Origin of the sequence: Prosthecobacter sp. (assembly GCF_044222565.1) — a bacterium.
In the GTDB taxonomy this organism is placed as follows: domain Bacteria; phylum Verrucomicrobiota; class Verrucomicrobiia; order Verrucomicrobiales; family Verrucomicrobiaceae; genus Prosthecobacter.
Genome location: NZ_JBGANA010000021.1, coordinates 1 through 25,665, shown reverse-complemented (window position 1 = coordinate 25,665; position 25,665 = coordinate 1). Strand labels below are relative to the sequence as shown.

Here is a 25,665-nt window from a genome sequence, read left to right as displayed (position 1 = left end):
CATGAGACAAGGCGCGTCGGCAAGCCCAATGCCCCCTCAGTCAGCACCGCCATGCAGCCAAGCCATGGGATCATTGCCTGGCATTCTGAGCATGCCGCTGCGCACCGGCGGGTATCCGCCGCCGCCTCACGCGCGGCCGTCAGGAGGTTGCTGCTGCAGTGTCTCCAGGATTTCCGCGATGGAATAGGACCGCAGAGACAGAGTCTTGTAGAAGCAGTCCACCTCATTGGCCACGGGGAGCCAGCGCAGGATCCCGCACCCGCTCTCCACACAGGCCCGCAGCTCCGCGAATTCTTGGCGCAGAGCCGTCAATTCCGCGACGCTAGGCGGCACCCGCACGAAACGAAGCTCCATGAACCTCCTCAGCGCCCTCTCCGCCGCGCTCAGCAGCGAGAGCCGGAAGTGACACCGCTCAGGAGCCCGCCCGCTCAACCGCGCAACCAGCCGCCCCCGCAGCAGCTTGAGCGCTCCCACACTCCCACCCTGTGCCGGCGCCGAAATCCACTCGCGCAGATTCTCCACGAATCTCCGCATGCCGGCCATCTCCTTCGCGGAATAGTATTCCATGAACTGAATCCACAGGCCCTCTTCCAGGCTGAACAGACTCCTCTCGCAAGCCCTCAAGTGGCAGTACAGCAGCACCGTCTGCTCCCCGGACAAAGCCACCACGGCATCCCACCTGAAATCCCGCCATCGTTGCATCAGACTCGCGGGATGATAAAAATGCCCGCTCCGCACCGTCTGCCTGGCATCCGCCGCCGACGATGCCGTCTTTGTGTGGGCAAACAGCCTCATGCTATCGTCAATCCTTTCCTTCAGCTCCTCGATCGAAGGATACCACCCTGGGCTCGTTGAAATCTGCAGGCATCCAGGATGCTGCTTGATGGTCCTGTGTTGCTCCCACTCGTCAGGCTGTTCCTTGTAACGATAAACCGCCACCACCTGCCCGTCACGATCAAACAGCAGCAGCCCGTGCCGCGAAGCATACCGCCGGTGCGACTCCTTGAAGTCAAGGTTGTTGATCAGAATGACAGCGTCTTCCAAAGTCATAAATACAGAAGCGCCCAAGAGGCCGCCCTCGCCACCGAGCTTTCCCGAAAACCCGCCTCGGTGCAAAGCCAGACCGGTGGAAAAAATAGATTTGCCGCCGCTGCCCCCCTGCGTGGCGCACTTCATCGTCGCATCCCCATCAATGTTGCACCGTCATGACAACGTCGCCGTCCTTGAACTCGACCCACGCTTCCCTTTGATCGTCTGCCTGCATCCGGGTCAGAGTGCCGGCAGTGTTGGTGTCATGCCTGGCAAAGCCACATTTCGCCAGCCAGTCCACACACCTTTGCATCATGGCCGGATCGTATTCTGAAACTCGAATCACGAGAGTGTTGGCACTCCTGCCCGAAGGCTCGCCATTGCAGTAAAAATAGCGTTTCTCACCGTCAATGAGGCTGGCAGGAAACGAGCGGATGGGACCACTGGTCAGCAGCAGCTCCCCGAGAATCGTGCCACGTTTCAGCTCCTGGGCCCCGTCAATCCCGAACGTCGCATACCCGAGCAGCAAGCCGTAGGCGGCCACAGCCGTCGCCACCAGCCAGCCTGCCATCCGAATGATCCGTCTCATCATGATCCCGCCATCCATGCGTCTCCACATCCGTCATGCAATTCGTTTCCCACTCCGCATCCACTCCTCCCGCCTCCCTGCCAGCCACCACGACCGCATCGCTTGAAACTTTATTTATGGCGATGGAGAGCCATGCCGAATCTTCTTGCGGCTCTGCGCCGCAGCGTATCTTCGCGCAGCCTCAACCACACCATGAAAAAAGCTCTCCTCGCGCTCCTGCTCGCCACCGCAGCACTCACCTCGACCTCATTTGCAGACAGCCCCGCACAAATCGCCACAGACTACCGCAAGCAGGCCGCCCAGGCCGTCGAGCGCCTCAATCAGTCCCTCGAAAAAGCCACCACCCCTCTCATCACCAAACTCGTCTCCAGCGGCGATACCGATGGAGCGAAACAGCTCACTGAGCAGCTTAAAGTCAAACTCACCGGCGAACCCGTCGCCGATCCCCAGCCCAGCGCCGCACAGCTCTTCACCATGTACGATGAAGCCCGCGCCAAAGCCCTCGCCCCCGTCCAAAAGTCCAGCATCGCCCGCATCGACAGCATGCTCAAATCCGCCGCTGGCTCCAAGCTGGAAACCGTGAACGAACTCACCAAGGTGCGCGCGGAGATCGAGGCCGGGAAAGTGGGGCAGCGGCTGGCGCCTGCCATCGTGCCGCAGCTCTGGACCTACCACATGCAGCCAGGGGACAACAATTCGCTCGCCAACATCGAGCTGAAATCAAACGGTGACTTCACCATGAGCAACACCGCACCCGGAAAATGGAAACGGGCCAAGGGCACCGACACAATCAACATCACCTTTGCTGACAAAACCACCTGGATCATGACGCTCAACGGCGACGGCACAGCCATGCTCGACCGTCCGGACACAGGCCGCCGCTACATGAAGGCCGTGGCCGAAAAGCGCTGAGCGCGCTCTTTTTACCGCGACTCTGTTCCGCTGAACTGGCCGGCGCGAATGGCTAGACAGGTGGCATCCACAAAAGCCTTTCCCAGATGGCTGCGGAAGTGCTCGATCATCGGCTCAGGATCCAGCCCCAGCTCCGCATGGCCAAGCAGGTAGTTGTGAATGCGGTCGTCCCAGCGGTTGGGGTAGGGGATGCCTCCCGGCCTTGCGAACCGGTGTAGCCAGCGCAAGAAAGGCAGGCACAGAGTTTTGCGGCCTGCCCGGCGGAATTTTTCATGGATGTAGCATTCCTCTCCGCCGAATCCGTGAAAGTCTTTGTTAAATCCCAGCCACGACTCTTTGCGGCAGGCAAACAGCCCCATGCCGTGCGCAGGAATTTCAAACGGCGGAGCTTCGATGTCATCGCCACGCCTGTCATGCCCCCAGATGCCCCACATCCCCTCCCGCCACACCGGGTCCATGTGCGTCTGCAACTGGTCCAGATTGTCCATGATCAGCGGGCCTTGCAGCAGGTTTCCTTCATCCAGGCCGGCATTCATAAAGTCGATCAGCTTTGCCAGCGCTCCTGGGGCCAGCATTACATGCGAGTCCAGGCACAGGACATACGGCGTCTTTGCCTGCTCAAAGAGTGCGTCGCGCAGTGCGGTGCCCGTGCGTCCGGTCATCGGCACATAGCGCACTGGCTGGCGCACCCAGGCCGTCAGATCACGCACCGCCTGTCCATGCGCGCTTTCACTGTGGTTGTCGAGTATGAGAAACTCCACCTGCTCCATCGCTTCGGGGTGGTGCAGTCGCAGGCTTTGCACGGTGAAGTACACGCCGTCAAAGTCGTCATAAGTCAGCATGCCAATGGTCAGGGATCGTTTCATAGAAAATGCAGCCGTCCTTCCGCGGTCAGTCGCTTGATGCAGTCACGCTCCAGTTCAGGCCTGTGCAGCGTGCCGCGGATTTCCTGGTCATTGTAGTGATGCTGGGTCCTTTCCCACCAGTCGAAGCCCGTGATCGTCACATCAGCATGCTCCTGCAGCATCATCCAGATGGCGAGAAGTCCGGTGGACCAGTAGGTGAACCCCGCTTCGAAATAGTCCGAGATTTCGGTCAGGATTTTGTGATCGATCTTTTCCACGGCATAACCTGCCTCAGATGTGCGGTGGCTTTGAAACACCTCGCACTTTTCTGCCTTCGGCTCCCATGAGTGGCACCATACCTTTTTCCATGGGTGCCGGGACTGAACGGCCGACAGACATACTGGACGCACCGTAAACCAGACATCGCAGCGCGACCCGGTATGCCGGGCGAAATCCCCAAGCGTGAACCGGTTGAACCGCACCACCTGTTCATGGGAGTCGATCTCTATTCCGCGTGCCGAGTCGAGCACGCTGGGGCCATTTCCGACGAGAATACAGGTGCTTTTCATGGAATGAGCGTGGTGGTCGGTGGTGGTGTGGTGGTCGGCTCCGGAGTCGTGGTAGTTGGTGGTGGCGTGGTAGTTGGTGGTGGCGTGGTAGTTGGTGGTGGCGTGGTAGTTGGCGGTGGCGTGGTAGTTGGCGGCACTGTCGTCGTCGTCGGAGGAACGGTGGTGGTAGTCGTCGTCGGAGGAACGGTGGTGGTAGTCGTCGTCGGAGGCACAGTGGTGGTCGTAGTCGTCGGCGGCACAGTGGTGGTCGTTGTCGTCGGAGGCACAGTGGTGGTCGTTGTCGTCGGAGGCACAGTGGTGGTCGTTGTCGTCGGAAGCACGGGGGTGGTCGTTGTCGTCGGAGGCACAGTGGTGGTCGTTGTCGTCGGAGGCACAGTGGTGGTCGTTGTCGTCGGAAGCACGGGGGTGGTCGTTGTCGTCGGAGGAACGGTGGTGGTGGTCGTTGTCGTCGGAGGCACGGTGGTGGTAGTCGTTGTTGGAGGCACGGTGGTGGTCGTTGTCGTCGGAGGCACGGTGGTGGTCGTTGTCGTCGGAGGAACGGTGGTGGTGGTCGTTGTTGGAGGAACGGTGGTGGTAGTCGTCGTCGGAGGAACGGTGGTGGTAGTCGTCGTCGGAGGCACAGTGGTGGTAGTCGTCGTCGGAGGCACAGTGGTGGTCGTAGTCGTCGGAGGCACAGTGGTGGTCGTAGTCGTCGGCGGCACAGTGGTGGTCGTAGTCGTCGGCGGCACAGTGGTGGTCGTAGTCGTCGGCGGCACAGTGGTGGTGGTCGTTGTCGTCGGAGGCGGAGTGGTTGGAGTGGGCGTCCCCCCATCAGCTCCCAGATCCACCCCCAGGCTGATCAAAAACCCCGACCACAGTCCTCGCGTCGCCCCCGTAGCCGGTGGCGGCACGCTGACCTGCATGGAGTCAGAGCCGCTTTCGTAGTTCACCTCATGCTGCGCAGGCTGGCGCAGCACCATCCCGTTCTGGCCGATGCCAGACACGCTCTGGATGCCATCCTGCCCGACGATGCTCTGCCTGGCCAGCCAGTGGCCTTCGGGCGGTGTTGGACGGTCGGGAATCATAAAAACTCAGAAGGGAAGGGGATCAGTGCTCGGACGTGGTAGAAAATGGTATTAACAGCAGAAACAATCTGCGGCGCTCCTTTGACCTCAGCCCGTGCTCTCCCGGTCATCGATCGGCGGGTAGGCCTCCACCAGCTGGCGGTAGTACATGCCGCTCACCTGGTAGCGGTTGTCCTCGATGGCATGCTTCTCCCAGTCCGTCATCGCCGTGGGAGGGAACTCCTGCGCCACGATGTCGCTGCCCACCTCCACCGAAGGCGTGCCCGCGCCAAACACCACCTTCCCGCTCGTCTGAAACTGCGGAAAACGGCAGCCCGGGTGCAGGCAGTCCGGAAAGCTCCCGCTGATCCCGTCGAACGAATAGTTGATCGTGTCCGTGATGGGAATGATCGAGTGCACCTTCGCAAACGGCCGCTCCGCCAGAAAGTGGCTGATCTTGTGCCACGTCGGGTAGATCGCTCCGCGCCGATACTTTGAGCGCTCATACACCCGCTTCGCACTCTCGATGCTCCCGCTCGCATCCACCGCCGTCAGCGGCAGGTTCCCCTCCTCAAACCACAGCTTGTACAGCACCGTCGGCCAGTCCTTCGGCCGCTTCACCCACTCCACCTGGTAGGGCGTGTTTCGCTCCTCCACCGTGCGCGTCCTGCCAAAGATGAAAGTGCGCTGCTGGTAGCCCGCCTTCACCGCATGCACCAGCGTGTAACCCTGCAGCGCCGCCGGCACCACCTCCGCACGTTTGATCCACGCCGGGCAGTCGCTCCACAGCACCACGCCATTGATGAAGTCCGGAATCTCGCACCCCGCATCCTCCTTCGCAGTGATGGAAAAGCACCGCTCAGCAGGATTGGGCGTGTCCACCCAGTCAAAGTTTTGATCGAGCAAAGGCATGATGATCTTGAGTGCGCGTTGTTGGATTATTCAGACCGTGGTTTGGCCCCCCAGCCCAGCACCAGATCCTTGCGGAACTTGTACGGCAGGCCGTTTTGAGAAGTGAAGATCAGCCACGTGGAGACCCGCGTGTACTGCCGCGGCTTCACGTGTGCCACCTCATCGGAGAGGCGTCCCTTGCCACTGTTGGCCACAGTGCCCGCTTCATCAGGATAGAAGGCGGACCCCGTGCCACCGGACACAAACGGGATCATGTAAAACCCCACGCCATAGCTGCCGTAGTTTTGCGTCACCGTCGAAGAAGTGAAGATGTCCCGATACGGCTCGCTCACCTCCTTGCCCGCCGTGCCCAGGATCGCGCCGCCATCGCCCACCATGCCCTCCTCCGTCAGCGTCCCCGTCCACAGCGGCACAAAGCCATCCCCGCGTCCGCCTTTGAGATAAACGTACGTGTCCGCCGGCACACCCTCCACATACAGGTACAGGTTGTTCTCCGCGCTCGCGCCCGCCGTCGCAGTCACCACCACGCTCGCCGTTCCCGCAAGTCCCGCTGGCGCGATGCACGTCAGCGTCGTGTCATTGATCACCGTCACACCCGTCGCTGGCATGCCGCCAATGCTCACACCCGTGGCCCCCGTCAAATACGTGCCCGTGATCGTCACACTCGTCCCTCCGGCCGCCGTGCCGATGGGCGGAGCCACGCTCACCACCGTCGGCAGCGCCAGCACATACGTGAAGAGCAGATTGTCCGCGTTGTGTCCGTTCGGCGTCGTCACCACCACGCTCTTCGCGGTCCCCGCGCTGCCCGCAGGCGTGATGCACGTGATCGTCGTATCATTCACCACCACCACCCGCGTCGCCGCCGCGCCGCCGATCGTCACGCTCGTGGCCCCGGTGAAATTCGCACCCGTGAGCGTCACACTCGTGCCTCCGGCGGAAGTCCCCAGCGCCGGAGAAATGGCGCTCATCACCGGCGGCGTCAGCGCATACGTGAAGAGGCTGTTGTCAGCATTCGTGCCGCCAGCCGTCGTCACCACCACACTCGCCGTGCCCACACTCCCCGCGGGAGAAATGCAGGTCAGGCTCGTGTCACTGTTCACCACCACATTCGTCGCCGGCACACCGCCGATCGTCACTCCCCCCGCACCGGTGAAATGCGTTCCCGTCAGCGTCACACTCGTGCCTCCCAGCGTCGATCCGGAAGTCGGCGAAACACTGCTCACCGTCGGCGGCAGCGGCACATAGGTAAAAAGTCCGTTCGCCGCATTCGCACCGCTCGGCGTCGTCACCACCACACTCGCAGCACCCAGGCTGCCCGCCGGAGTGGTGCACGTGATGCTCGTGCTGCTCACCACCGTCACACCCGTGGCCGCCACGCCGCGAAACGTCACGCCTGTCGCCGCCGTGAAATTCGTGCCCGTCAGCGTCACCGCCGTGCCACCCGAGTTCACTCCGCTGGTGGGAGAAATCCCCGTCACCGTCGGCGCCGCCTGGTAGGTATAAAGCGTGTTCGCCGCATTCGTGCCGTCCGGCGTTGTCACCAGCACGCTCGCCGTTCCCACGCTGCCCGCCGGCGTGGTGCACGTGATGCTCGCGCTGCTCACCACCGTGAGGCTCGTCGCAGCCGCCCCCCCGATGGTCACGCCCGTGGCCCCGGTAAAATTCGTTCCGGTGATCGTCACACTCGCTCCCCCGGAAAGCGGGCCGCTGGCTGGTAAGATGCTGGTTACAGTAGGTGCAGGCATGGGTTCTGATTCAGTTGAGGTTCAGTATTGAAAAAAATTCGTGAAAAAGTGCTATAAAGTAAAAGGAACTACCACGGGTGCTTCAGTCGAAATCAAAATCCTCAGGTTCCTCCGCAGCATCCCGAGACACATCCCGCGCCTTCCGGTCCCCCAGCAGCCTCAGTCCCCACAGAAACAAGGCCCCCGCCGCGATTCCGAGCAGCACATTCATGGCCTCACCTCCCGTCCCGCATTCTTCGCGCTGGCCACGCCCCGCTGCTGGTCCAGCACCCGCTGCAGCTCGGGGATGTTCCTCACCTCCTGCGCCGTCATCGCCGCCACTGCCGCATCGCCATCGCCTCCGGACATCAGCAGAGCCCCGCCGCCCGCCAGCAGCACCTTCTCCACATCCCCGATCACCTGCGCCCGCACCGCCGGCGTGTTGATCTTCATCGCCGGATCCGCGCAGCCCGTCAGCCCCGCCATCGCCAGCACCAGCGCTGCCAGAGGCATTAGTCTCATCTTTTTCATGGTGTCTTGCCTGTTCATGGTTTGTTCAAAAGTCTGAATGCCTGATGCCCGGCCCGCGCCGCCATGGACCATTCCATCCCTCATCACCAGACCTCCCCCGCCGGAGACAGCATCGTGGTATGAACTGGTATTCGTTGATCCAGAAGATCGTTCAGCTTGATCGCCTGCATCAGGTCCTCAAACCGCTGCCCGCGCCGCAGCCAGGTGCTGTGCCCGCAGGCATCATCGCTGTGGTCCTTCACCACCTCCGGAAACAGCGCCTCAAACTCCCGCCCCCGCAGTCCCAGGCTCCCATAGCCCAGCCCCAGCCAGCCGATGAGCCGCCGCGTCACACACGCAAACCTCAGCGCCCCGTCATTGCGCGAGCCATAGAGGTGAATGCGCCGGATCAGCCCCTCACGAATCGCCTCCGCAAAATCCTCCTCATCCGCCGCCGGAGAAATCAGATGCGCCGCATCGATCTCCGCCCCGCACGCCTCCAGCACCCGCGCGATCAGGTCGCACCCGTTCGAATGTCCCACCAGCACGATGCGATAACCCGCCCTGCGGTAATAGCCCACCTTCTTGCTGATCGCATCCGCCCGCTCCCTCTGCCGCAGCCTCCGCAGCAGCGCCGAGCAGTAATACTCAAACTTCTCCGCCACCACCCCGTCCGGCAGCCGCGTGTTGATCCACGTCACAAACCGGTCCGTCCACCCCTCCGCATCACCCGGCCGTGTCCGAATCCCATTGATCGCGATGTAGCACGTCCGGTTCATGATTTTGCACCTCCCGTTGAACTCGCCAGCGTCTTGTCCCGCAGCGCATCAAAACTCAGCGCCTCCAGCTTCTCCACCCGCTTCGTTTGCAGATCGATCAGCCTTGCGATGTGGTTCGCCTGATTCTCCAGCGCATCGCTGAACCGGTTCACCGTCTCAATCCCCTTGCCCCACACCGCCCGCAAAATCAGCACAATAAACATCGCCAGCGCAATGATGAACCCGATCAGCACCACATGCAGCGGCTGGATCGCCAGCTCCTGCGGATCAATGCTCGCAAACCTCACCATCCACCCCGCCAGTGTCGCCCCCACCACCCCCAGCGCACTCAGCGCCGCACCAATGATGCAGGTGCACAGAGACCACGGCATCTCAAACTGGGCAGGATCAAAAGTAAATTTCATATCGGTTATTTCAGATGGTCCAGCAGCACCTCCAGCACCGCCGGCGGCACCGGATTGTCATCATGCACAAACTCCGCCATCGGCAGCGCGATCACCGGCACCCCCTCCACCATCACCGCCTCCAGAGCTCGGATCTCTTCAATCGCCCTCGCTCTGTTTTCACACACCACCTGCTCCTCCCACGGCCCGCCCATCTGCTTCACAATCCCGCTCACCGCCGTCTTGTGATCCTCCACAAACGGCGTCAGCACCCGCACCGCCTTCGCGATCGCCATCCGCGTCGCCCCCGTAAATCTAAAATGCGCCTGCACCGGCCTCCCCTCATGCATATGAGTGACCGCCCCCGACAAGCTCGACAAAGCCGCATGCAGCTGAAGTATTTTCACGAGTTTCATAAGCAGTTAATAGAAAAATGAAGCTTTTACATCCGCACCATCACACTACCGTCAGTACACCCCCATTGGAATAAAGGTCCCCCGCAGACAGTCCCGTCGCCGAAGTCGGAATCCCCGCCACATTGATCACCCCGCTCGCCTTGACGGTCAGCCGCGCCACCGCCGCCCCATCAGTCGCCGAAGTCCCCAAAATCACCTCCCCACCCGCCACACTCCCCTTGCCCCCCGCAATTGTCAGACTAGCCCCTGTGCCAGTCGTCACGTCATGGGCCTGGATGCACTGGTTCGTTGCTGCCGTTGCATGGTTTTTCCCTAGCTGCAAGGTGGCAGAAGACGACCTGCATAAAAACAAATCAGGAGCATCATATGAAGGACCTGTTGAACTCCACCCAAGGTACCACGACTGTGCCAGATTGATGCCACTTTGGAAGTATCCAAGATTGATGGAATGGTTGGCAATGTCCATTCCTGCGTAGGTGATAATTCCATACGCTCCAGCGATATAGGAAATGTTGAAAATGTCTGTGGTGCCTGAAGATCCGGATCTCACTCGGAACAGGCTGGAGCCTGATCCCAAGTTCGAATGAATCAACTGCAGGTCAAAAACGTTCACAGCGCTGGTGGTATTGAGCGTGCCTGCCAGAGATACCATGCTTGCATCCTCCGCCCCCGTCACCTCATACCCCGTTGACGCCAGCACATTCGCATTCGCACCACCCGCAATGAACGCAGACTTCCCCGCCTCCGTCGAGATCGCCCCCAGCCCCAGCGCCGTTCTCTGCTCCGCCGCCGTCGCCGCCTCCACCAGCGCCGCGCCCTGGCCCGACAGCGTAAATTTCCGATCAGCGCCCGATTGCGTTCCATAGATCAAACCTCCCGTGGCAGGAGTGGCGGCAGTCAGAGAAGCAAGAGTTTTGTCAGACATAAAGAGAGGAAAGGTAGAAGGTTTAGTAATTCAGAAGCACAAAGCCGGAGCCATCCGCCAGCCGCAGTCCACCCGGACCATCCGCCAGCAGCAGCACATCATCCGCCCCACCAGGCGTGGTATCACCTGGTAGGCAGCCAGAACACAGCGTCAGTCCAAGTCCAAGAGCGATCATAAAATCAAAGCGCCACAATGTTCGTTGCCGTCGTCCCCGTCGCATTCACCCGTCGTGTCACGATCGGCAGCACGCACCCCGCCGGCACCGCCGCGAAGGTCACCGCCGCCCCGTTCTCGTTCACCGCCGTCACGTCCCCCGCGCCCCCCACATACAGCGCACGCGCAGGCCCGCCCTTCATCGGCACAGTGTCAGACGGCGTCACAGCGCGGAAAGAATCATTCGGTACCATCTCCTGCAGCGCACCCGGCGTGCTTTGCGGATCCAGAGTCATTCGGCGTTTAGTCGTAGGCATAGGGTTTTTAGGTTAGTTAGTTGTTGTTATAAAAAATGGCCCGCAAAAGACGTTTATGTTAAACTACCATAAAGAAGCAAAACATGGTATCCATGAAGATCAGCCTCGCATCGAGTTAGGATCCGCAGCCCCCGAGCCCGCGATACCAGCCGCAGCCGCAGCCCCAGTCGCATCAGCACCCGCGGCCCCCGGCGCACCAGCAGCCGCGCCCAGGGCAGGGGACCCACCCGCCGCCTGCTGCCCAGGCTCAGCCTGCTGCCCAGGCTCAGCCTGCTGCCCAGGGTCAGCCTGCTGCCCAGGCTCAGCCTGCTGGCCCTGCTGCGCATTCGCCAGCATCCCCTTCAGCTTCTCCGCCTCATCCGGCGGCAATATCGAAAGGCAGCTCTCCACCGTCAGCATCGGCTTGCGCACCATCTCCTCCGCGTTGGAAAACTCCAGCGCCTTCAGCGCCTGCACCATCCCCACACGTACCCCAGCCTTGTCCACCTCCGGCAGCGCCGAATACGTCTGCTCCATCTGCATCATCGCCTTCGCACCCTCCAGCTTCGTCTGGTTCTGCTCCTGCGTCAGCAGCATCACCACATCAATGTCCAGGTCACGCACATGCTCCGGCGTTATCCGCACCAGCTCCTTGTTGTGCCCCTCACCCCACACGAAGGCCTCCTCACGGTCAAAGTTCGCGTAATACAGCTTCACCGCATAGCTAAAGCCCCGCCCCTTCGCACGCCGCAGCCTGCGCACCGGCTTCTTCAGCAGCACCGCCGCACGGCTTATCAGCGATCTTATCCCTGTCGCCGTATTACTCTCCGGCACAGTTGATAAATCCCCCTGGCTCGCACTCGTGATCCCGCTCCGCAGCTGCGCCAGCTGCATCCCCACCTGAAACAGCTCCATGCTTCGCGAATCCGCATCCGGCAGCTGCGCAAACTCCACGCAATCCCCCAGCCGCTTCCCCGCCTTCGGCTTCAGCGTCCTTCCGGGCCCGATCACCACATCCCCCCCGTCCTCATCCATCAGCAAGTTCTCCTCGTGGATCGCCGTCAGCGGATTCGCATGCATCTCATTCCGGAAGTGCACCTGATTCCACAGATTATCCGTCCCCGTTTGCAGATACGCATACTTCGAGAAAAAACCCCGCCCGTAAAGCCTGTGCGGCACCGGCTCCCACACCTCACACTTGATCGGCAGCTCCGCATTCGGCGACACATTTGCCAGGTAATCCGCCCACACAATCCAGTCCTCATGCAGCGGCGGAAACACAATGCACATCCGCGCCTCCCTCCCCGTCCCCGTCACATCCGCCCGTATGTATCCCTCGATCAGCCTCACCCGCGTGTTAATGAGTTTGTCCGCCTCCTCCTCACCCAGCGCAGTCTCCTCCGGCGCACCCACCGCACACGCATCCGCAGACCTCTCACGCTGCACCTCCTCATCCGTCCGCGTCCCCGCCACCGCGCACCGCGCCAGCCTTATCGCATCCTCCTTCGAAAGGTCAAACCTCCGCATCGCCTCAAACGTGCTCATCTCCACGCTCACATACACATTCGTATGCCGCAGATCCAGCTCCGGCGCATCCTCACGAAAAGAAATGTCATTAAAGTGGATCGGCATCGCCTCCACCCCCTCACGCAAGATCACCCTCCGCGTCTCATACGCATCCTTCCACTCCAGCCTGCCACGCATCTTCCCCAGCCCCGCCACCTGCGCATCCGTCGTCACATGTTCGCCACGCCCGTCCATCACCGGCTTCCCATCCGCATGCAGGCACGGCGTCACCGCCTCATACACATCCACATCCACCGCATACAGCGTCTTCATAAAGCACTCCCCCAGCGTCACCGCCTGGTCGATCCCCAGGCACTGCGCATCCACATATCGTCCATCGCGAAACACCCACTGCAGGTGGTGTTGAATGTCATCCGCCAGCTTCCCATCCGTCCTCCCCACAGGATTCGCCGCGAACCACGGCTCCCCGCCATAGATGTCCTGCTCCGCCTGCGCCGCCGCAAACTCCGCCAGAGACGCCACCACATTCACCGACTCATTCGCCACCTCAAACACGCTACCCGCCTCCTCCACATCCATCCTCTCCCTCCGCGCCCGTGCCCGATGCTCAAACACATCCTGCGCCTCCTGCGCCCACTTCACCCTGTTCGCCCGCCACTGCACCAGCCCCGCATCATAGTTCGCCTTCTGCGTCCGCGCCCACTGCACCAGTCGCACAGCACGCGAGCCACCGCCAGCCGCCAGTGCATCCTCCAGTGGCGTCTTCCTCCGCTTCCTCACCAGCGCCGCCTTCGCCCGCAGCGCAGCCAGGATGTCCGCCGAAGCAGAACCATTCACCGAAGGATGTGGAATCAAAGGCATGCGAGAGAAAGAAGAGGAGAAGAGTTCAAATCGAAAGTGGACAAGCCCAAAAGCCCGCCGGCAGTCCCCACGCCCCCGTTCATCAGCCCACCATCCCCGCACCACCCCCGGAAAAAATCGGGAACAGCACATCGAGGAACAGAGCGCAAAGAACAGCGAACCGGGAACTCAAAGCCATCTCCCTCCGAGTTTTCCACTCCGTCAGGCTGACACCTCCCACTCCTTGGGTCTCCATTTCACACCGCAACAACTTTCTTTTCCGCCCCAGAAAAAAACTTCGCGCCATCGCAAATCTCGTTCGTTGTTTTCAAAATGCGTCTGCGCCTTTGTCCTCGCGGTTGACTCGCCACGCTCACTCTCAGCGCATCCTGCCGCCGTCTGCCTCGCATCATGCGGCCGTCTGCCTCGCCTCACTCGGCTGGCCTCGCTCACAGCGTCAGCCTCTTCGTCTTCAGTCTTGTTCACTCACCCTTCGGCCTCACTTCGTTCATCTCTCTCGTTTCGCTCGCCCCGTGCTCGCATGTTCTTCGTAGTTTTCAGCGCCAGAGAGTCGCAGCTCGCCAGCATGGCATCGATGCGCGCTATCGCGGTTTTTTGGGCGGGATCAAGCGCCTTGCTTCGGGCTGCATCGTAATTTTTGAACAAAGCAATCGCGCTGCTCTGCGGCTCCATTGTCCGTCGGCCCCCAGCCATGCTCGGTTTATGCGTTTCCGTGCATCAAAAACGTCTTTCCATTCCTGCTTTCTTCCACCTCTGCTCTCCAAGAGAGTACAGTGTTTGAAAAGAATACCAGCCAATACCACAAAAGATTATGGAGAGCCATAAATCGGCCTGCACCATTCGGGCCATCTCCCTTCACGCCCGGATCCCGCAGCTGGCATTGCTCGCAGCACCGGGGATGGGATGCGCACATGCCACGCACTTTTATACCTCAATGCAGGTGCCCTCTAAATTTTTATTTAGGGGAGCGGAATAAGATTGGAAAAATGAAGGAAACATCCAAAGATGTAAAAAAGAATACATAACAAAATAGCGAAACGCTTATGCAAAACAAATAAACGCTTAAGAAACAAACTATTACAGAGTGGCATTCAATTTTCATAGTTTGTGGTCGAGTCCACTGTCTGTAGCAGACCTGCATCTCCCCTTCGGGATCATCCCATCGCACGCCGTCACCGCCCGTTCATCTCATCCTGAATGCGCGAGCGCCAGATCCATTGCGGTCCCTCGCGCTCTCAGCCCAAGTCCCCCAAAGCAAGGAAAACCAAAACATAGACAAGGAAACCATAATACCATGAAGAATGAAGACATACCACCCATGCACACGCGCAGGCGCCGCCTGCAGCAGCCTCCCCTGGCGCGCCTGCTTCAGTCAGGCCTCATCATCATCCTCATGCTCATCGGCATGCAGCTCCACTCCTTCGCCGTCTGTGAGAACTGCTGGAACCGGGAGTATTGGACGCAGCAGGCCGGAAGTGCCTCCGCAGCAAAAGACGTCATGGAGACCTCGCTCGAGGCCGCTCAGGACGCTCTCAATCTGCAGCTCTATTTCGAAGACCCCGACTACGATGAAATAGCCAACCTCAACACGCAAATCAGTGAGCTCACCGCCTCCATTGCCCAGGCCGACTCGATCATCGCCACCGCAGCGCAGATGTTGCAAAGCATCCCTCAGTGCACGATGAATCCTCCCTGTGGACAGGGCGTCCCCCAGGATCCCGCCTATGAAGACCCGCCGCCCGCTGAAGACCCACCTCAGGATCCTCCCCAGGATCCTCCTCCCTACAATGGCGATCCCATCCCCGTCTATGATCCTCCCCCTCCGCCCGATGATGACCCTACCGACCCCCCGGGTGATCCAGATCCCATCCCAGTCTGATGGCGTTTAGAGCTCCCTGCCACACGCCTGCCAGTCCGCCCTCAGGGCTGACTGGCAGGCTCATCGCCCACATCCATTCACACGCCGCACTCACGCACGCACCCATGAAAAATCCACTGCTCACCCTCGCGCTGCCCCTCCTGCTCCTCGCCGCCGTTTTTTATGGCATGCGCAGCCCCTCTCCCGCTCCCGCTCCCATCGCCTCGCCCACCCGGTCTGCACCCGGTGTCACGCAGCCTTCGCGTCTCGCCATTCCTTCGCAGGCCGATCAGCAAGCCTCCTTCGACGCTGCCCGCCAGAAAATCGAAGCAGCCAACGAAAAGCTCCGCGAGCACGCCACCAAGGCTTTCGCCTCCATGACCCCCAAGACCGAGCGCCTCCTCGTCGATGCCGTCATGCGCTTTCGCGAGCCCCGCTGCCGTGACCTCTTCAAAACTTGGAATCTCGATGCCGAAACCGCGGACACCGCCATCAAGCTCATCGCAGAGCGTGAAGCCGAGGTCATGGCCCGCGGAAGAGACTTCCTCAGAGCCGGCATTGACGGCGCCGCAGACTACCGCACTCAGCAGAGCGTCAACAAGGCCCTTGCGGATGTCCAGCTCACCGCTCTCCTCGGCGAAGCCCGCTCCGCCGAACTGCGAAAGCTTGAAAAACAGCTCGACGCCGAATACCGCGTCCGTGCTCGCGCCAGTGCCAATGCCCGCGCAAACGCCAACGACTAAACGCGCCCCGCATCAGACACCTCGCACCAACCACTCACCAGAAACAGCCCCTCTGAAGGCCGCCGAGATTCCCCATCTCCGCGGCCTTCTCCTTTTCTCCAGACCCGTTCTCGAAAAGAGAATCATTTTGACCGGCGATCCCGGCGAACCCAGCGGCCCCAGTGGCAAGGCGGCAGCGCCGCCCGCTATTTGACAACAGCAGGCAAGCGACCAACGCAGCCGATGGAGCAGCTCCGCCGTCCGGGCGATGTGACAAGATTTTTGAGAGCGGATCTCGCCCACCCGCCCCACCTCGGAAAGAAATCTTCACACGCTAAATTTTGCTACCCAGACCACCACCCACCACCCACATACCCCTCTAACAAACAGCTAACAGCTATTGAGACTTGAGCAATAGACTGACACCTCTGCCTTGAAGGCCAAGGGCCTTCCGTAACATAGCGAAGGGTTGCCGAGTCTCGGCGAGGCTACCCTGGTACGTGGTGCATCCTTCAGGAAAGCAAACCCAGCGCCTTCTTTACACACCGCGTCCCCCAGCAGCGTCTGCCTCGCCATTCCGCCACGCAGTCGCTGCCTCCCCGCATCATCCCCCTCAAGCGAATTCCGATCGTGTCAGCTTATTGCGCAAGCCTCAATAAAAGCTAACAGCTAACAGAGAACAGAGAACAGAGAACAGAGAACAAAAATCCTCATGCTCACCCTTGGCTCCATCCCCCGCGCGCACGCCGCCCTCACCTTCGATTTCCTTGCCGAAGACTACCGCGGCCGTCGCACCGCCATCCGCGCACTCACACATGGCACGCCCGAGTACGTCTTCTGGATCTATCCAGACGGCCGCCTGCACGATGCCCGCACCAGCCACGCCGCGTATCCACCACGCGGCTACGAGCACATCGTCAAGGACGAGCCCGACTACGGCGGCTTCCTTCGCGGCCGCGTCGTTCGTCATCGCGGCTCCCAGCTCATCGTCGTTTACTGTCGCAGCGAAGCCCTCGCCACCGCCACCCCCGCGCTCCGCCAGCTCCTCACCGGCCTCGATCAAATGCCCATCCCCATCGACGCCACCGCCCTCATCATCAGCGACAACGCCGACCTCTACGGCAGCCTCACCGACCTCTGGACCCGCACCTACCAAAACACTTCCTCATAAAAGCCCCCGTTCAGGACCGTGATACGGGCTGCCAGCCCGTCACTCATTCGCTCACTCATTCACCCACGCACCCACGCACCCACGCACCCACGCACCCACGCACCCACGCACTCCCATCACCCTCAGCCGACCAGCCCCTCCATCACGCCCCACCACCTCCCATGCGCTAGTCAAAATCAAACCGACACCACCTGCCATGCGCACGACCCTCCGCGTTCTCAGCCGCCTCCTTCTCATCCTCGGCACCCTCTACGGCATCTGCCTCCTCGGCATCTGCCTCATGATGGAAGGCATGCGCCACAATACCCCTGAACCAGGCACCTACTTCCGGCTCTACTTCGAAGTCAGCTTCCCCCTCGCCTACTTTGCCTTCCTCCTGCTCACCACCCTCATCCGTCGTTTCTCGCCCCTCTTCATTCAGGCCGCCGTCCTCATGAGCCTCTACACCCTCATCTGGATCATCAACGACTTCCGCCAAGCCATCCAGCTCCCCGAATTGACAGACGGCTGGCAGATCGCCACCACCGATGCCCTCGTCATTCTCCTCGCCCTCGCCGCCACCCACTACCTCCGCGCCACCCGTCCCCACCGCCCCGCATAGACCCGTTTTCGAAAAGAGAACCATTTTGACCAGCGAACCCAGCGTCCCCAGTGGCAAGGCGGGAGCACCATCTGCTATTTGAAAATACCAGACAAGCGACTATAGCATCTTAAATAAGAGTGTGGTCGTCCCCAAAGCTGAAAAACATCCACGGAGTTCACGAAAGAGGCGCCAGCAAAGTGGTCCGCTCAGTCCTCTGAGCGGATATCGCCGTCACAAAACGCTTGTATCACCCCACTGGAAGCTGTGCGGCCCATAGATGTGCCGACCCTTCGCCTGCTAGCTCGCACAGTTTCAATAGGCTATAAAACATTTCAAAATGCTTTAACGCAGCCCATTGCCCCCCCTCCGCCTTCCGGGCAATGGGAGAATATTTTTGAAAGCTGATCTGAAAGACAACGCCATCCGCCCCAGAGCAAAAACGCCCCCACACACAAATCGTCACCCCAAACTCTGCCCCACCCCATTCCCCTCCGAAATCCCAAATCATAAACCTCCCTCTCCTCGCGCCCTCCACCTTCCAGCCTCCCCCCTCACCGCCATCCACGGCACCGCCCTCATCATCAGCGACCACGCCCACTTATACTCACCCCTCACCGGCCTCTGGACCCGCGCTAATGGAGACGATTCCGATCCTTGAGGGATGCGTTCATGAGCAAGCCCTGCATGCGAGGTTTCACGCCATCGTCGTTTCCTGCACCTTTGGCAGATGTTTCCTCACCGCAGCGCACACCCGTATGTAATAGTCCTCGATGTCCCCCACCCCTGACCATGCCGCAAAGTGGCGGATGTTGACCATCAGCGCCCCGTGCCCACCGCTGCGCAGCCAGTACACCTCTGCCGATCCCTCCTTGCCAGGGCTCTCCATTTCTCCCAGCGACTGCAGGTGTCTCCCCAGATTCATCGTGATCACCAGATGCGGCTTCAGAATGGACACCTCCTCCTCATTGAACCAGCGCTTACCGGTCCGCAGTCCGGGCCGGTAGGCCAGCTCCAAAGCACCCCATATGAAAAAGCAACTGCTCACCCTCGCTCTGCCGCTGCTGCTCGCAGGCGGCCTCTTCCTTGGCATGGTGCAAAATACCATAAGTCCCCAGCCCGCACCGCCTCCCGTCGCACAAAAAAACACGCCGCAGATCAGCCCGAAGGTCATCACCGACCCCCAGGCTCTGCAGGCCTATTTGGACAACGCCAGGAAAAAGTTTGAAGACACCGACCAAAAGCTCCGCGACCACGCCGCCAAAGCCTATTCCAGGATGACCCCCCAGATGGAGCGCCGCCTCCTGGACACCGTCATGCGCTTTCGCGAGCCCCGCTGCCGCGAACTCTTCACCCGGTGGAATCTCGATCCCGAAACCGCGGACTCCGTCATTAAAATCATCGAAGAGCGTGAAGGCGAAGTCATGGCCAGAAGGAGAGACTTCCTCAAAGCCGGCGTCAACGGCGCATCCGACTTCAGCAATCATCAAAACGTCAATCAGGCCCTCGCCGAAGTGCAGCTCACCACGCTGCTCGGAGAAGCCCGCGCCGCCGAACTCCGCCGGCTCGAAAAGCAGCTCGATGCCGAATACCTCGCCCGAGCCCGCAGCAACGCCAGAGACTAGCCCCGTTCTGAAGCCGCCTCTCAGGGTGCGGCGCTCCCTCAGGAGCCCTGGCCGCGGTGCCAGTGCCGTTGCGGGAGCGTCATCTCTCATGTGAAAACACCAGGCCCGCGATCAACTCTGCCAGGGGAACCCCTCCGCTTGAGACCAGGTCAGCGCCATCCTCGTCAGACAGCCACGATCAAACACACACCAGAAACGCCCATCCGAAGGCCGCCGAGATCTCCCAGTCTCTGCGGCCTTCCTCTTTTCCTGCACCTCCCGTCCCGCAACACCCGACCCTTCAGTAAAAAAATCATCTTCCCTCCACGCCTCAGTCACATCCCATTCACCCCACACCATCCTCCAGAACAAATCTTCCTCCCCAGCGCCGTCACCCCACAGCTCCCGGCAGCCCCAAATCCCAACCTCTGAAAAAAAATCTTTTGGGCCTAAATTCCTTTACCATTTCAGATCCCGCCTCCCCGTTACTATCCCTCCCAGGAAACAACCATCAAATACCAACTCTCAGCATCTCTCTCTTTTCATTCGCCAACCCCCACTCCCCATCACCCATCCTCGCCCCGCCACACATCTCCCAGTCCGCCCATCTGCCCATCTCACTGTCCCACTGTCCCACTGTCTCACTGTCTCACTGTCTCACTGTCTCACTGTCTCACTGTCTCACTGTCTCACTGTCTCACTGTCTCATTGTCTCATTGTCTCATTGTCTCATTGTCTCATTGTCTCATTGTCTCATTGTCTAACCGTCCCATCATCGCCGCCGCCAACCTGTGTTGAACACCCCACCACCCCGCGTGTCTCATCCAGCCACCATGAGAGCCAACATCTTGTCCTTGTCAGCCACCCTCGTCCTCAGCGTCCTCACTCTTTTCAGCACCTCCTGCAGCACCCACACCCAGAAGCTCGACCACCGCACCATCGAAAGCCTCGGCGGCATCGCCCTTGGCAAACCCAGGCTCGATCCCCGCGGCCACATCATCCTCCCCATCGACTGCGACGTCTCCGGCACCCGCGCCATCACCACCACGCCCACCCGCCTCGAGTCCGCCCTCGCCTGCCTTCCGCCCGAGATCACCCGCAAAGACCAGACCATCTGGCTCACCCTCAAGACCCGCACCACCAAGGCCGGCCTCAGCTCCAAATGCCCCGACCTCGACCTCGGCAAGCTCTCCCCCGAAACCTACCTCGTTTACTACCGCGACCCCGACGGCTCCGAGCACCCCATCGGCGTCGTCCTCACCAAAAACCTCCGCTGGTAACCCCCACGCACAGCCTCTCCGTATTGAAGTACCGTCTTTAGCCGGTCCAATCCGTCCTCGAACTCGAACTCGAACTCGAACTCGCCTTCGAACTCCGTGCCAGCCCCTTCGCAAGCAGCTCATCCGCCTTGCCCCATCCATCGCTCACCATTCAGTCCTCCATTTGCCTCCACTCATGCCGCACCGCACAGGTCAGATGCCAATAAACACCTGGTAAAAAGTGAAGGGTAAAAAAACAGAAACCCCTTCCGAATCTTTTACCATCCATCTTTTACCAGCCTCCGGCCATCGTTTAAAACCAAACATCCCCACCACTCCCCAGCACCCCACTACCACAACCTACCATCCTTCATAATTCATAATTCATAATTCATCCTTCATAATTCATAATTCATCCTTCATAATTCATCCCCCCTCCCACATCACCAGCCGCCAGAAAAACACCACCACCGCCAGTCCCCATAGCAGACCCGCCACAAAGACCAGCATCGCCCCCGCCACCTCCAGCATCTGCACCAGCGTCATCCCATCCTTTCCTTCCTCCTTCTCAGTCATCCCCCGTCCGCAGATCGTAGCCAGCACCCGATACATCGGCATCGGCGTCAGCGGCAGCAGCGCCAACGCCGTATTCACCGCCGCCATCACCCCCAGGCCCCTCCAAAAGGAGAGCTCAGCCATCACCGCCACACGCGCCACACAGTCCACCCCCACCGTCAGCGGGTGCAGCGTCCCCGGCCCCAGATGCGCCAGCGCACTGGTGAGGAAATGCTTGAAGCCCTCCTCCCCCAGCAGCAGCAGCCCCACGCTCGCCGTCGCCAGCGGTCCGATCCCCGCCATCAGCACCCGCGCCCCCACCGGGAACCGCTTCATCGCCACCTGATCCACACCCACAAAGCCCCCCGTCGGCAGCAGCCCCAGCGACACCTCGCACCCGCCCACCTGCCACCGCGCCAGCTTCGGCCCATAGAACACCCCAAACTCCGTCACCCCCACCCGCAGCCGCCGGCACAGCAGCACCGTCGCCACATTAAAGACCAGCGTCAGGATCAGCACATAAACAACAAAATACCCCAGCAGCATCATGGCGCCACCTCCTCAAAACCTCGCCTGCTGCCCATCCCTCTTCAGCGCCGGCCACTCCGCAAACGCCAGCACAAACGTCAGCACCAGCGTCCCCAGCGGAATCATCGAAATCAGGCTCAGCCATGGCGACATCCCCGCCTTCCTGCAGATAAACCAGAACGGCACCACCTGCACCAGCGTCAGCACCAGCAGCAGAAAAGCAAAAACAATCGGCGACCCCAGAACAGAAGTCGGCGGAGGGGAAGGGGCAGCAGCCTGAAGCATCATCATAATCAATAAGAGGTGAGATTGAAAAATCGCTCAAATCCGCCACCACCTCGCCCGCACATCGCAGCAAGGCAGCGCACCCAAAAATCAAATCCCCGGCGGCCCGTTCCGTTTCAGCGCCGGCCACTCCCCAAACGCCAGCACAAAGCTCAGGATCAGCACCCCCAGCGGAATCAGCGTGATCAAGCTCAGCCACGGCGACATCCCCGTCTTCTTGCAGATAAACCAAAACGGCACCACCTGCACCAGCGCCAGCACCAGCCCCAGCGCAAAGATGATCAGCAGCTCCATGTTTCCAACAGGGCCAATGGCAAGAATAGAAGGAAGACCGTTCATAAGCATGGTAGAAAATAACAGGTTTGACTAGATGATCTTGGACGAGTGCCGAAAAAAACCACAAGCAATCAGGCAAAAATAGATCGCCACACCGCCTCCCGGCAAGCCCTCATTTCAAAACATCATCATCGCCCCCTTCCGTCCCTCGCCACACGCTCATACCACGGAACTTGAAACAAGTCTGCGCGTTCAGTCCGCTTCCCAGGCTGCGGGCAGAAATGAAAATGCCAGCCCCGGCCGAGCGTCGCGGCCCCAGAAGCATCCCCATCCTCCCAGACGCACCCACGCCACCCCAGCCCCTCCGGCAGGAGAGGGATCATCTTGATCCCTCAACACCCCGCCATCACCCCACGCGCCATGCAGTAGCCAGCTCCTGCCAGCCAGGCCGAAACCTCTTGTCAACGGTCTGTGAAATCAATCACTGTCTCACTCACCAGTTCACTCAGTCAACGGCTCTCTCGCTCACTCACTCACTGTCTCACCGACGCACCGTCTCACCGTCTCACCGACGCACCGTCTCACTCCGGCTCCATCCTCACCAACTTCCAGCCCGCGATCGTATACGAGCTCGACATCCCGTACGCATAGCCCCGGCCCCCGTGCCATTGCTTCACCGTCACCACCGGCCGCATCCCCTCACGGCCCAGCGCGTAGCCAGTCCCCGCAAACGCCGTCTGCTCCGCCTCGATGAGCGACTCCTTGCCCGTCGCTGAAAACCGCCGCAGATCCGCGATCCTCCACAGCCCCTCCTGCCGCCGCAGCAGAAACAGCACCCCCACGCGCGACCTCGTCGCCACCGTCGGCGGAGAAGCCACCGCCAGCACCAGCGCGCACTCCTCGTTCGCCCACAGCTCCGTGCACTCCTGCACCGACTTCGCCGGCACCGGCTTTCCCCGATCCACCTCCCCCATCTCCGGCACCGCAAACAGCCCCGCCAGATCAGACCCCGGCGTCGTCGCCGGCAGAAACGCCCGCCCCGCCGCCACAAACGCCTTCACCGAAGCATGCCCCCCGCCGCGCATCCACACCCCATCCTCCGCCCGCACCCCCGCGCCCACGGCACCCAGCATCAAAAACAGAAACAAACACAGCCTCAAAGTACTCATGGCAAAACACAGCATAAAAAAATAGTCACAAACAAACACACAAGCCCCCACTCACCACCGCACCACATCACACATCCCATCACAAAAAAAATCGAGCCCAAAAAATCTCCAACCCATCTCCGGCACAAAATCTTTTACCCCCCATCTTTTACCAGCCCCATTCACCCCTCTCCTCATCCCCCAGCCCCACACACCCACCGCGCGTACGTAGTTCGGCCTTCCCTTCGCGGCTTCCCAGCAGCCCTCTCCTCATCCCCCAGCCCCGCACACCCATCGCACGTACGTAGTTCGGGCTTTAGCCCGCTCCGGTCATCCGCATCCAGCATCCAGGGTGCAGGTTCAGGACATAGGTAACACATTTGGAGCTCCAAACGAAGCTAAAGTGGCCACATGCCGTGACAAACAAGCACCCCACGCGCCAGCACCCCCAGCGGCGCCGGATCCAGCCTCGTGCTCGAGATGCGCGATTCGAAAAAGCCAAACATAGCTCAGGAGCTTAACTGCGGCCCGACATCATCCGCCAACTCCATCGCAGCCAAAATCTCCGTCAGCCGCCTCTCCCACCGCTCCGCGATCCGCCCCCCGCCATCCACATCCTCCGCCACCAGCGCCCGATGCTCCGCCGAGGCCCTCAGCCTCTCAAACCACTCCTCATGTGGCGGGGTCATCATCCGTCCCACCAGCCACACCAGCGCACTCGCCGCCTTCGCTGAGCGCCCCACCAGGCCCGCCGGCCCAGCCGCCGAATGCCTTTCAGACACAGTCATCCCACGCAGCACAGAGCCGTTCACCGGGCAGTGCGCCAGCAATCGCGCACGCGCATTCGTCATAAATTTCGGATCCACCCGCGCCAGCGTCACCGCGATCTGCGGCACCACCCAGCTCCCCGAGTCCAGGCGATTCCACAGCGTCGCCACCACAGTCTCGTCCCCCTTCATAAACAGCGCCGCCACGCACGCCACCAGCGTCGGCCTCCAGTTAAGATCCTGCAGCAGCGCCACCACATCCCTCTGCGCATCCACCGCGCTCTGCACACACTCCTTCACTCTTTTCACCTCCTCAGCCCCACCACCCAGATGCAGCAGCGCCAGATAGCCGCCCGACTTTTCAAACAAAGGAGAAAAAGCACCAAAGTCCTCATCCATAAAAATAAAGTTATACCCCAATCACCTCAAACCACAGAACAAAAAAACATCCGCATCCGCATCCAGCATCCACCATCGAGCATCCAGCCTCCAGCCCCCACCATCCAGCATCCAGCATCCAGCATCCAGCATCGAGCATCCTGCCTCACTCCACCCCTCGGTGCCCCCACAGCGCCAGCACCCGCTCCCGCACTGCCGCCGCGATCTCCTCCGGCGTCCCATAGCGCCTGCCCACGCCACCATCGTCGTTCCCGTCACCGTTCCCGCCCAGAGCCAGGTTCAAATCATAGAGCTTCGAGAGCTGATCCATCGCCTTCAGTCGCACCGAAAGCATCGTCGCAGCCACCAGCGCCTCATCCACCTCCACCACCATCCCCCCGCGACCACCAAACGCCGCCACCACACCTCCAGTCAACCCCGCAGCCGGAGCAAGAGCCGCAGTTGAAGCCGAATCAGCCGACGAAGACGAGCCCGAAGCCGCAGTAAAAGCCGCAGCCGAAGTAAGAGACGAAACCGCAGTTGAAGTTAAAGCCGCAGCCGAAGTACGAGCCGAAGCCGCAGTTGTAGCCGACGTCGAAATCAAATCAGAAGCCCCAACAGCCGCCCCATCAGCAGCCCTCACCGTCGCACCCAAAGCCATAGAATCAGAATCAGAAGCCGAAGCCGAAGCCGAAGCCGAAGCAAGAGTCGCACCCAAAGCCAAAGCCGAAGCCGCACCAGCACCCGCCCCCTCTGCAGCCCCCGCCTGCGCGACCCCATTCACCGCCGCACCCGCTGCACCCGTCGCATGCAGAGACACCTCTGGAAACGTGCATTCCAGCGTCCGCCACAGCAACAAGCCCAGGTGCTCCCGCATCCCGTTGCGTTCCTCCACCGACTTCAGCGCCCGCGCCCCCATCTCCGCCCGCACCACCTTCCACAGCTCGCACACACGCGCATAGCTCAGGTTCAGCGCCACCGCCACATGCAGCAGCGGCATTCCATGGCGCACATGCAGCTCCATCACCATCTCCCCCTCCGCCATCCCAGCCCCCCGCACC

The 25,665-nt window shown here is 60.8% G+C and carries 28 protein-coding genes and 2 pseudogenes; 7 read left to right on the top strand and 23 right to left on the bottom strand.

Translation table 11 applies throughout. From position 1 onward, the window contains the following. Positions 1 to 126: 126 nt before the first annotated feature. Together ACILSR_RS24865 and ACILSR_RS24860 are read right to left on the bottom strand one after the other, a co-directional pair. Complete coding sequence (locus tag ACILSR_RS24865; protein WP_395752510.1) at positions 127 to 1,176, bottom strand: hypothetical protein; 1,050 nt, start codon at positions 1,174 to 1,176, stop codon at positions 127 to 129. Between the two features lie 13 nt (positions 1,177 to 1,189). After that, positions 1,190 to 1,621 carry a hypothetical protein gene (locus ACILSR_RS24860; RefSeq protein WP_395752509.1) on the bottom strand — a complete coding sequence of 144 codons (432 nt, stop codon included), beginning with the start codon at positions 1,619 to 1,621 and terminating at the stop codon, positions 1,190 to 1,192. Between the two features lie 189 nt (positions 1,622 to 1,810). On the opposite strand from ACILSR_RS24860, the gene ACILSR_RS24855 reads away from it, so the two are divergent. Beyond that, a complete protein-coding gene (locus ACILSR_RS24855; protein WP_395752508.1) occupies positions 1,811 to 2,530 on the top strand; it encodes a hypothetical protein in 720 nt (239 codons plus the stop codon). A gap of 11 nt (positions 2,531 to 2,541) precedes the next feature. Here ACILSR_RS24855 and ACILSR_RS24850 read toward each other — a convergent pair whose 3' ends face one another. The 14 genes and pseudogenes from ACILSR_RS24850 to ACILSR_RS24785 all read right to left on the bottom strand — a co-directional run bounded on the left by ACILSR_RS24850 (position 2,542) and on the right by ACILSR_RS24785 (position 13,473). Continuing rightward, positions 2,542 to 3,396, bottom strand: a complete 855-nt coding sequence (locus ACILSR_RS24850; RefSeq protein WP_395752507.1) for a glycosyltransferase family 2 protein — start codon at positions 3,394 to 3,396, stop codon at positions 2,542 to 2,544. Continuing rightward, positions 3,393 to 3,962 (bottom strand): annotated as a pseudogene (locus tag ACILSR_RS24845) (glycosyltransferase family 29 protein); the annotation flags it as partial. The gene ACILSR_RS24850 and the pseudogene ACILSR_RS24845, both read right to left, overlap by 4 nt. Next, a complete protein-coding gene (locus ACILSR_RS24840; RefSeq protein WP_395752506.1) occupies positions 3,941 to 5,008 on the bottom strand; it encodes a hypothetical protein in 1,068 nt (355 codons plus the stop codon). The pseudogene ACILSR_RS24845 and the gene ACILSR_RS24840, both read right to left, overlap by 22 nt. A gap of 87 nt (positions 5,009 to 5,095) precedes the next feature. After that, positions 5,096 to 5,899: a hypothetical protein gene (locus ACILSR_RS24835; RefSeq protein WP_395752505.1), complete on the bottom strand. Its 804-nt coding sequence runs from the start codon at positions 5,897 to 5,899 to the stop codon at positions 5,096 to 5,098. Positions 5,900 to 5,925: 26 nt separating this feature from the next. Further along, positions 5,926 to 7,644, bottom strand: a complete 1,719-nt coding sequence (locus ACILSR_RS24830; RefSeq protein ID WP_395752504.1) for an IPT/TIG domain-containing protein — start codon at positions 7,642 to 7,644, stop codon at positions 5,926 to 5,928. A gap of 82 nt (positions 7,645 to 7,726) precedes the next feature. Beyond that, the gene (locus ACILSR_RS24825) at positions 7,727 to 7,855 is read right to left on the bottom strand and encodes a hypothetical protein (RefSeq protein ID WP_395752503.1); all 129 of its coding nucleotides are present in this window, start codon (positions 7,853 to 7,855) and stop codon (positions 7,727 to 7,729) included. Continuing rightward, positions 7,852 to 8,172, bottom strand: coding sequence for a hypothetical protein (locus tag ACILSR_RS24820; protein WP_395752502.1), 321 nt, complete (start codon positions 8,170 to 8,172; stop codon positions 7,852 to 7,854). Before ACILSR_RS24820 ends, ACILSR_RS24825 begins: the two co-directional genes overlap by 4 nt. A 65-nt stretch (positions 8,173 to 8,237) precedes the next feature. Beyond that, positions 8,238 to 8,912, bottom strand: a complete 675-nt coding sequence (locus ACILSR_RS24815; protein WP_395752501.1) for a hypothetical protein — start codon at positions 8,910 to 8,912, stop codon at positions 8,238 to 8,240. Beyond that, the gene (locus ACILSR_RS24810) at positions 8,909 to 9,316 is read right to left on the bottom strand and encodes a hypothetical protein (RefSeq protein WP_395752500.1); all 408 of its coding nucleotides are present in this window, start codon (positions 9,314 to 9,316) and stop codon (positions 8,909 to 8,911) included. The genes ACILSR_RS24815 and ACILSR_RS24810 overlap by 4 nt, the downstream gene beginning before the upstream one ends. Before the next feature lie 5 nt (positions 9,317 to 9,321). Continuing rightward, positions 9,322 to 9,702, bottom strand: a complete 381-nt coding sequence (locus tag ACILSR_RS24805) for a hypothetical protein (RefSeq protein ID WP_395752499.1) — start codon at positions 9,700 to 9,702, stop codon at positions 9,322 to 9,324. A 49-nt stretch (positions 9,703 to 9,751) separates the two neighbouring features. Continuing rightward, on the bottom strand, positions 9,752 to 10,636 hold the full coding sequence (locus ACILSR_RS24800) for a hypothetical protein (protein WP_395752498.1): 885 nt from the start codon (positions 10,634 to 10,636) through the stop codon (positions 9,752 to 9,754). 22 nt (positions 10,637 to 10,658) lie between these two features. Next, positions 10,659 to 10,811: a hypothetical protein gene (locus ACILSR_RS24795; protein WP_395752497.1), complete on the bottom strand. Its 153-nt coding sequence runs from the start codon at positions 10,809 to 10,811 to the stop codon at positions 10,659 to 10,661. Between the two features lie 4 nt (positions 10,812 to 10,815). Continuing rightward, positions 10,816 to 11,106, bottom strand: a complete 291-nt coding sequence (locus ACILSR_RS24790) for a hypothetical protein (RefSeq protein ID WP_395752496.1) — start codon at positions 11,104 to 11,106, stop codon at positions 10,816 to 10,818. Positions 11,107 to 11,205: 99 nt separating this feature from the next. Beyond that, positions 11,206 to 13,473: a hypothetical protein gene (locus tag ACILSR_RS24785; protein ID WP_395752495.1), complete on the bottom strand. Its 2,268-nt coding sequence runs from the start codon at positions 13,471 to 13,473 to the stop codon at positions 11,206 to 11,208. Between the two features lie 1,294 nt (positions 13,474 to 14,767). On the opposite strand from ACILSR_RS24785, the gene ACILSR_RS24780 reads away from it, so the two are divergent. The 4 genes from ACILSR_RS24780 to ACILSR_RS24765 all read left to right on the top strand — a co-directional run bounded on the left by ACILSR_RS24780 (position 14,768) and on the right by ACILSR_RS24765 (position 17,825). Further along, positions 14,768 to 15,352 carry a hypothetical protein gene (locus tag ACILSR_RS24780; protein WP_395752494.1) on the top strand — a complete coding sequence of 195 codons (585 nt, stop codon included), beginning with the start codon at positions 14,768 to 14,770 and terminating at the stop codon, positions 15,350 to 15,352. Positions 15,353 to 15,456: 104 nt separating this feature from the next. Next, positions 15,457 to 16,074 (top strand): hypothetical protein, encoded by a 618-nt coding sequence (locus tag ACILSR_RS24775; protein WP_395752493.1) that lies wholly within the window; start codon positions 15,457 to 15,459, stop codon positions 16,072 to 16,074. A gap of 691 nt (positions 16,075 to 16,765) precedes the next feature. After that, on the top strand, positions 16,766 to 17,224 hold the full coding sequence (locus ACILSR_RS24770; protein ID WP_395752492.1) for a hypothetical protein: 459 nt from the start codon (positions 16,766 to 16,768) through the stop codon (positions 17,222 to 17,224). A 196-nt stretch (positions 17,225 to 17,420) separates the two neighbouring features. After that, positions 17,421 to 17,825, top strand: a complete 405-nt coding sequence (locus ACILSR_RS24765) for a hypothetical protein (protein ID WP_395752491.1) — start codon at positions 17,421 to 17,423, stop codon at positions 17,823 to 17,825. Between the two features lie 676 nt (positions 17,826 to 18,501). Here ACILSR_RS24765 and ACILSR_RS24760 read toward each other — a convergent pair. Further along, positions 18,502 to 18,762 (bottom strand): hypothetical protein, encoded by a 261-nt coding sequence (locus ACILSR_RS24760; RefSeq protein WP_395752490.1) that lies wholly within the window; start codon positions 18,760 to 18,762, stop codon positions 18,502 to 18,504. A 70-nt stretch (positions 18,763 to 18,832) separates the two neighbouring features. Here ACILSR_RS24760 and ACILSR_RS24755 point away from each other — a divergent pair, with 70 nt between their 5' ends. Together ACILSR_RS24755 and ACILSR_RS24750 are read left to right on the top strand one after the other, a co-directional pair. Beyond that, entirely contained in the window at positions 18,833 to 19,429 is a 597-nt protein-coding gene (locus tag ACILSR_RS24755; RefSeq protein WP_395752489.1) for a hypothetical protein, read from the top strand. A gap of 812 nt (positions 19,430 to 20,241) precedes the next feature. Beyond that, positions 20,242 to 20,688, top strand: a complete 447-nt coding sequence (locus ACILSR_RS24750) for a hypothetical protein (RefSeq protein ID WP_395752488.1) — start codon at positions 20,242 to 20,244, stop codon at positions 20,686 to 20,688. A gap of 405 nt (positions 20,689 to 21,093) precedes the next feature. Here the strand turns inward: ACILSR_RS24750 and ACILSR_RS24745 are convergent, their stop codons facing one another. From ACILSR_RS24745 to ACILSR_RS24720, 6 genes and pseudogenes are all read right to left on the bottom strand, one after another. Further along, positions 21,094 to 21,771 carry a site-2 protease family protein gene (locus tag ACILSR_RS24745; RefSeq protein ID WP_395752487.1) on the bottom strand — a complete coding sequence of 226 codons (678 nt, stop codon included), beginning with the start codon at positions 21,769 to 21,771 and terminating at the stop codon, positions 21,094 to 21,096. A 12-nt stretch (positions 21,772 to 21,783) separates the two neighbouring features. After that, the gene (locus ACILSR_RS24740; RefSeq protein ID WP_395752486.1) at positions 21,784 to 22,041 is read right to left on the bottom strand and encodes a hypothetical protein; all 258 of its coding nucleotides are present in this window, start codon (positions 22,039 to 22,041) and stop codon (positions 21,784 to 21,786) included. Between the two features lie 84 nt (positions 22,042 to 22,125). Continuing rightward, positions 22,126 to 22,380, bottom strand: coding sequence for a hypothetical protein (locus ACILSR_RS24735; RefSeq protein ID WP_395752485.1), 255 nt, complete (start codon positions 22,378 to 22,380; stop codon positions 22,126 to 22,128). A 512-nt stretch (positions 22,381 to 22,892) separates the two neighbouring features. Then, entirely contained in the window at positions 22,893 to 23,480 is a 588-nt protein-coding gene (locus ACILSR_RS24730; RefSeq protein ID WP_395752484.1) for a hypothetical protein, read from the bottom strand. A gap of 488 nt (positions 23,481 to 23,968) precedes the next feature. After that, the gene (locus tag ACILSR_RS24725; protein WP_395752483.1) at positions 23,969 to 24,625 is read right to left on the bottom strand and encodes a hypothetical protein; all 657 of its coding nucleotides are present in this window, start codon (positions 24,623 to 24,625) and stop codon (positions 23,969 to 23,971) included. Positions 24,626 to 24,770: 145 nt separating this feature from the next. Continuing rightward, a pseudogene (locus ACILSR_RS24720) lies at positions 24,771 to 25,665 on the bottom strand (hypothetical protein); the annotation flags it as partial.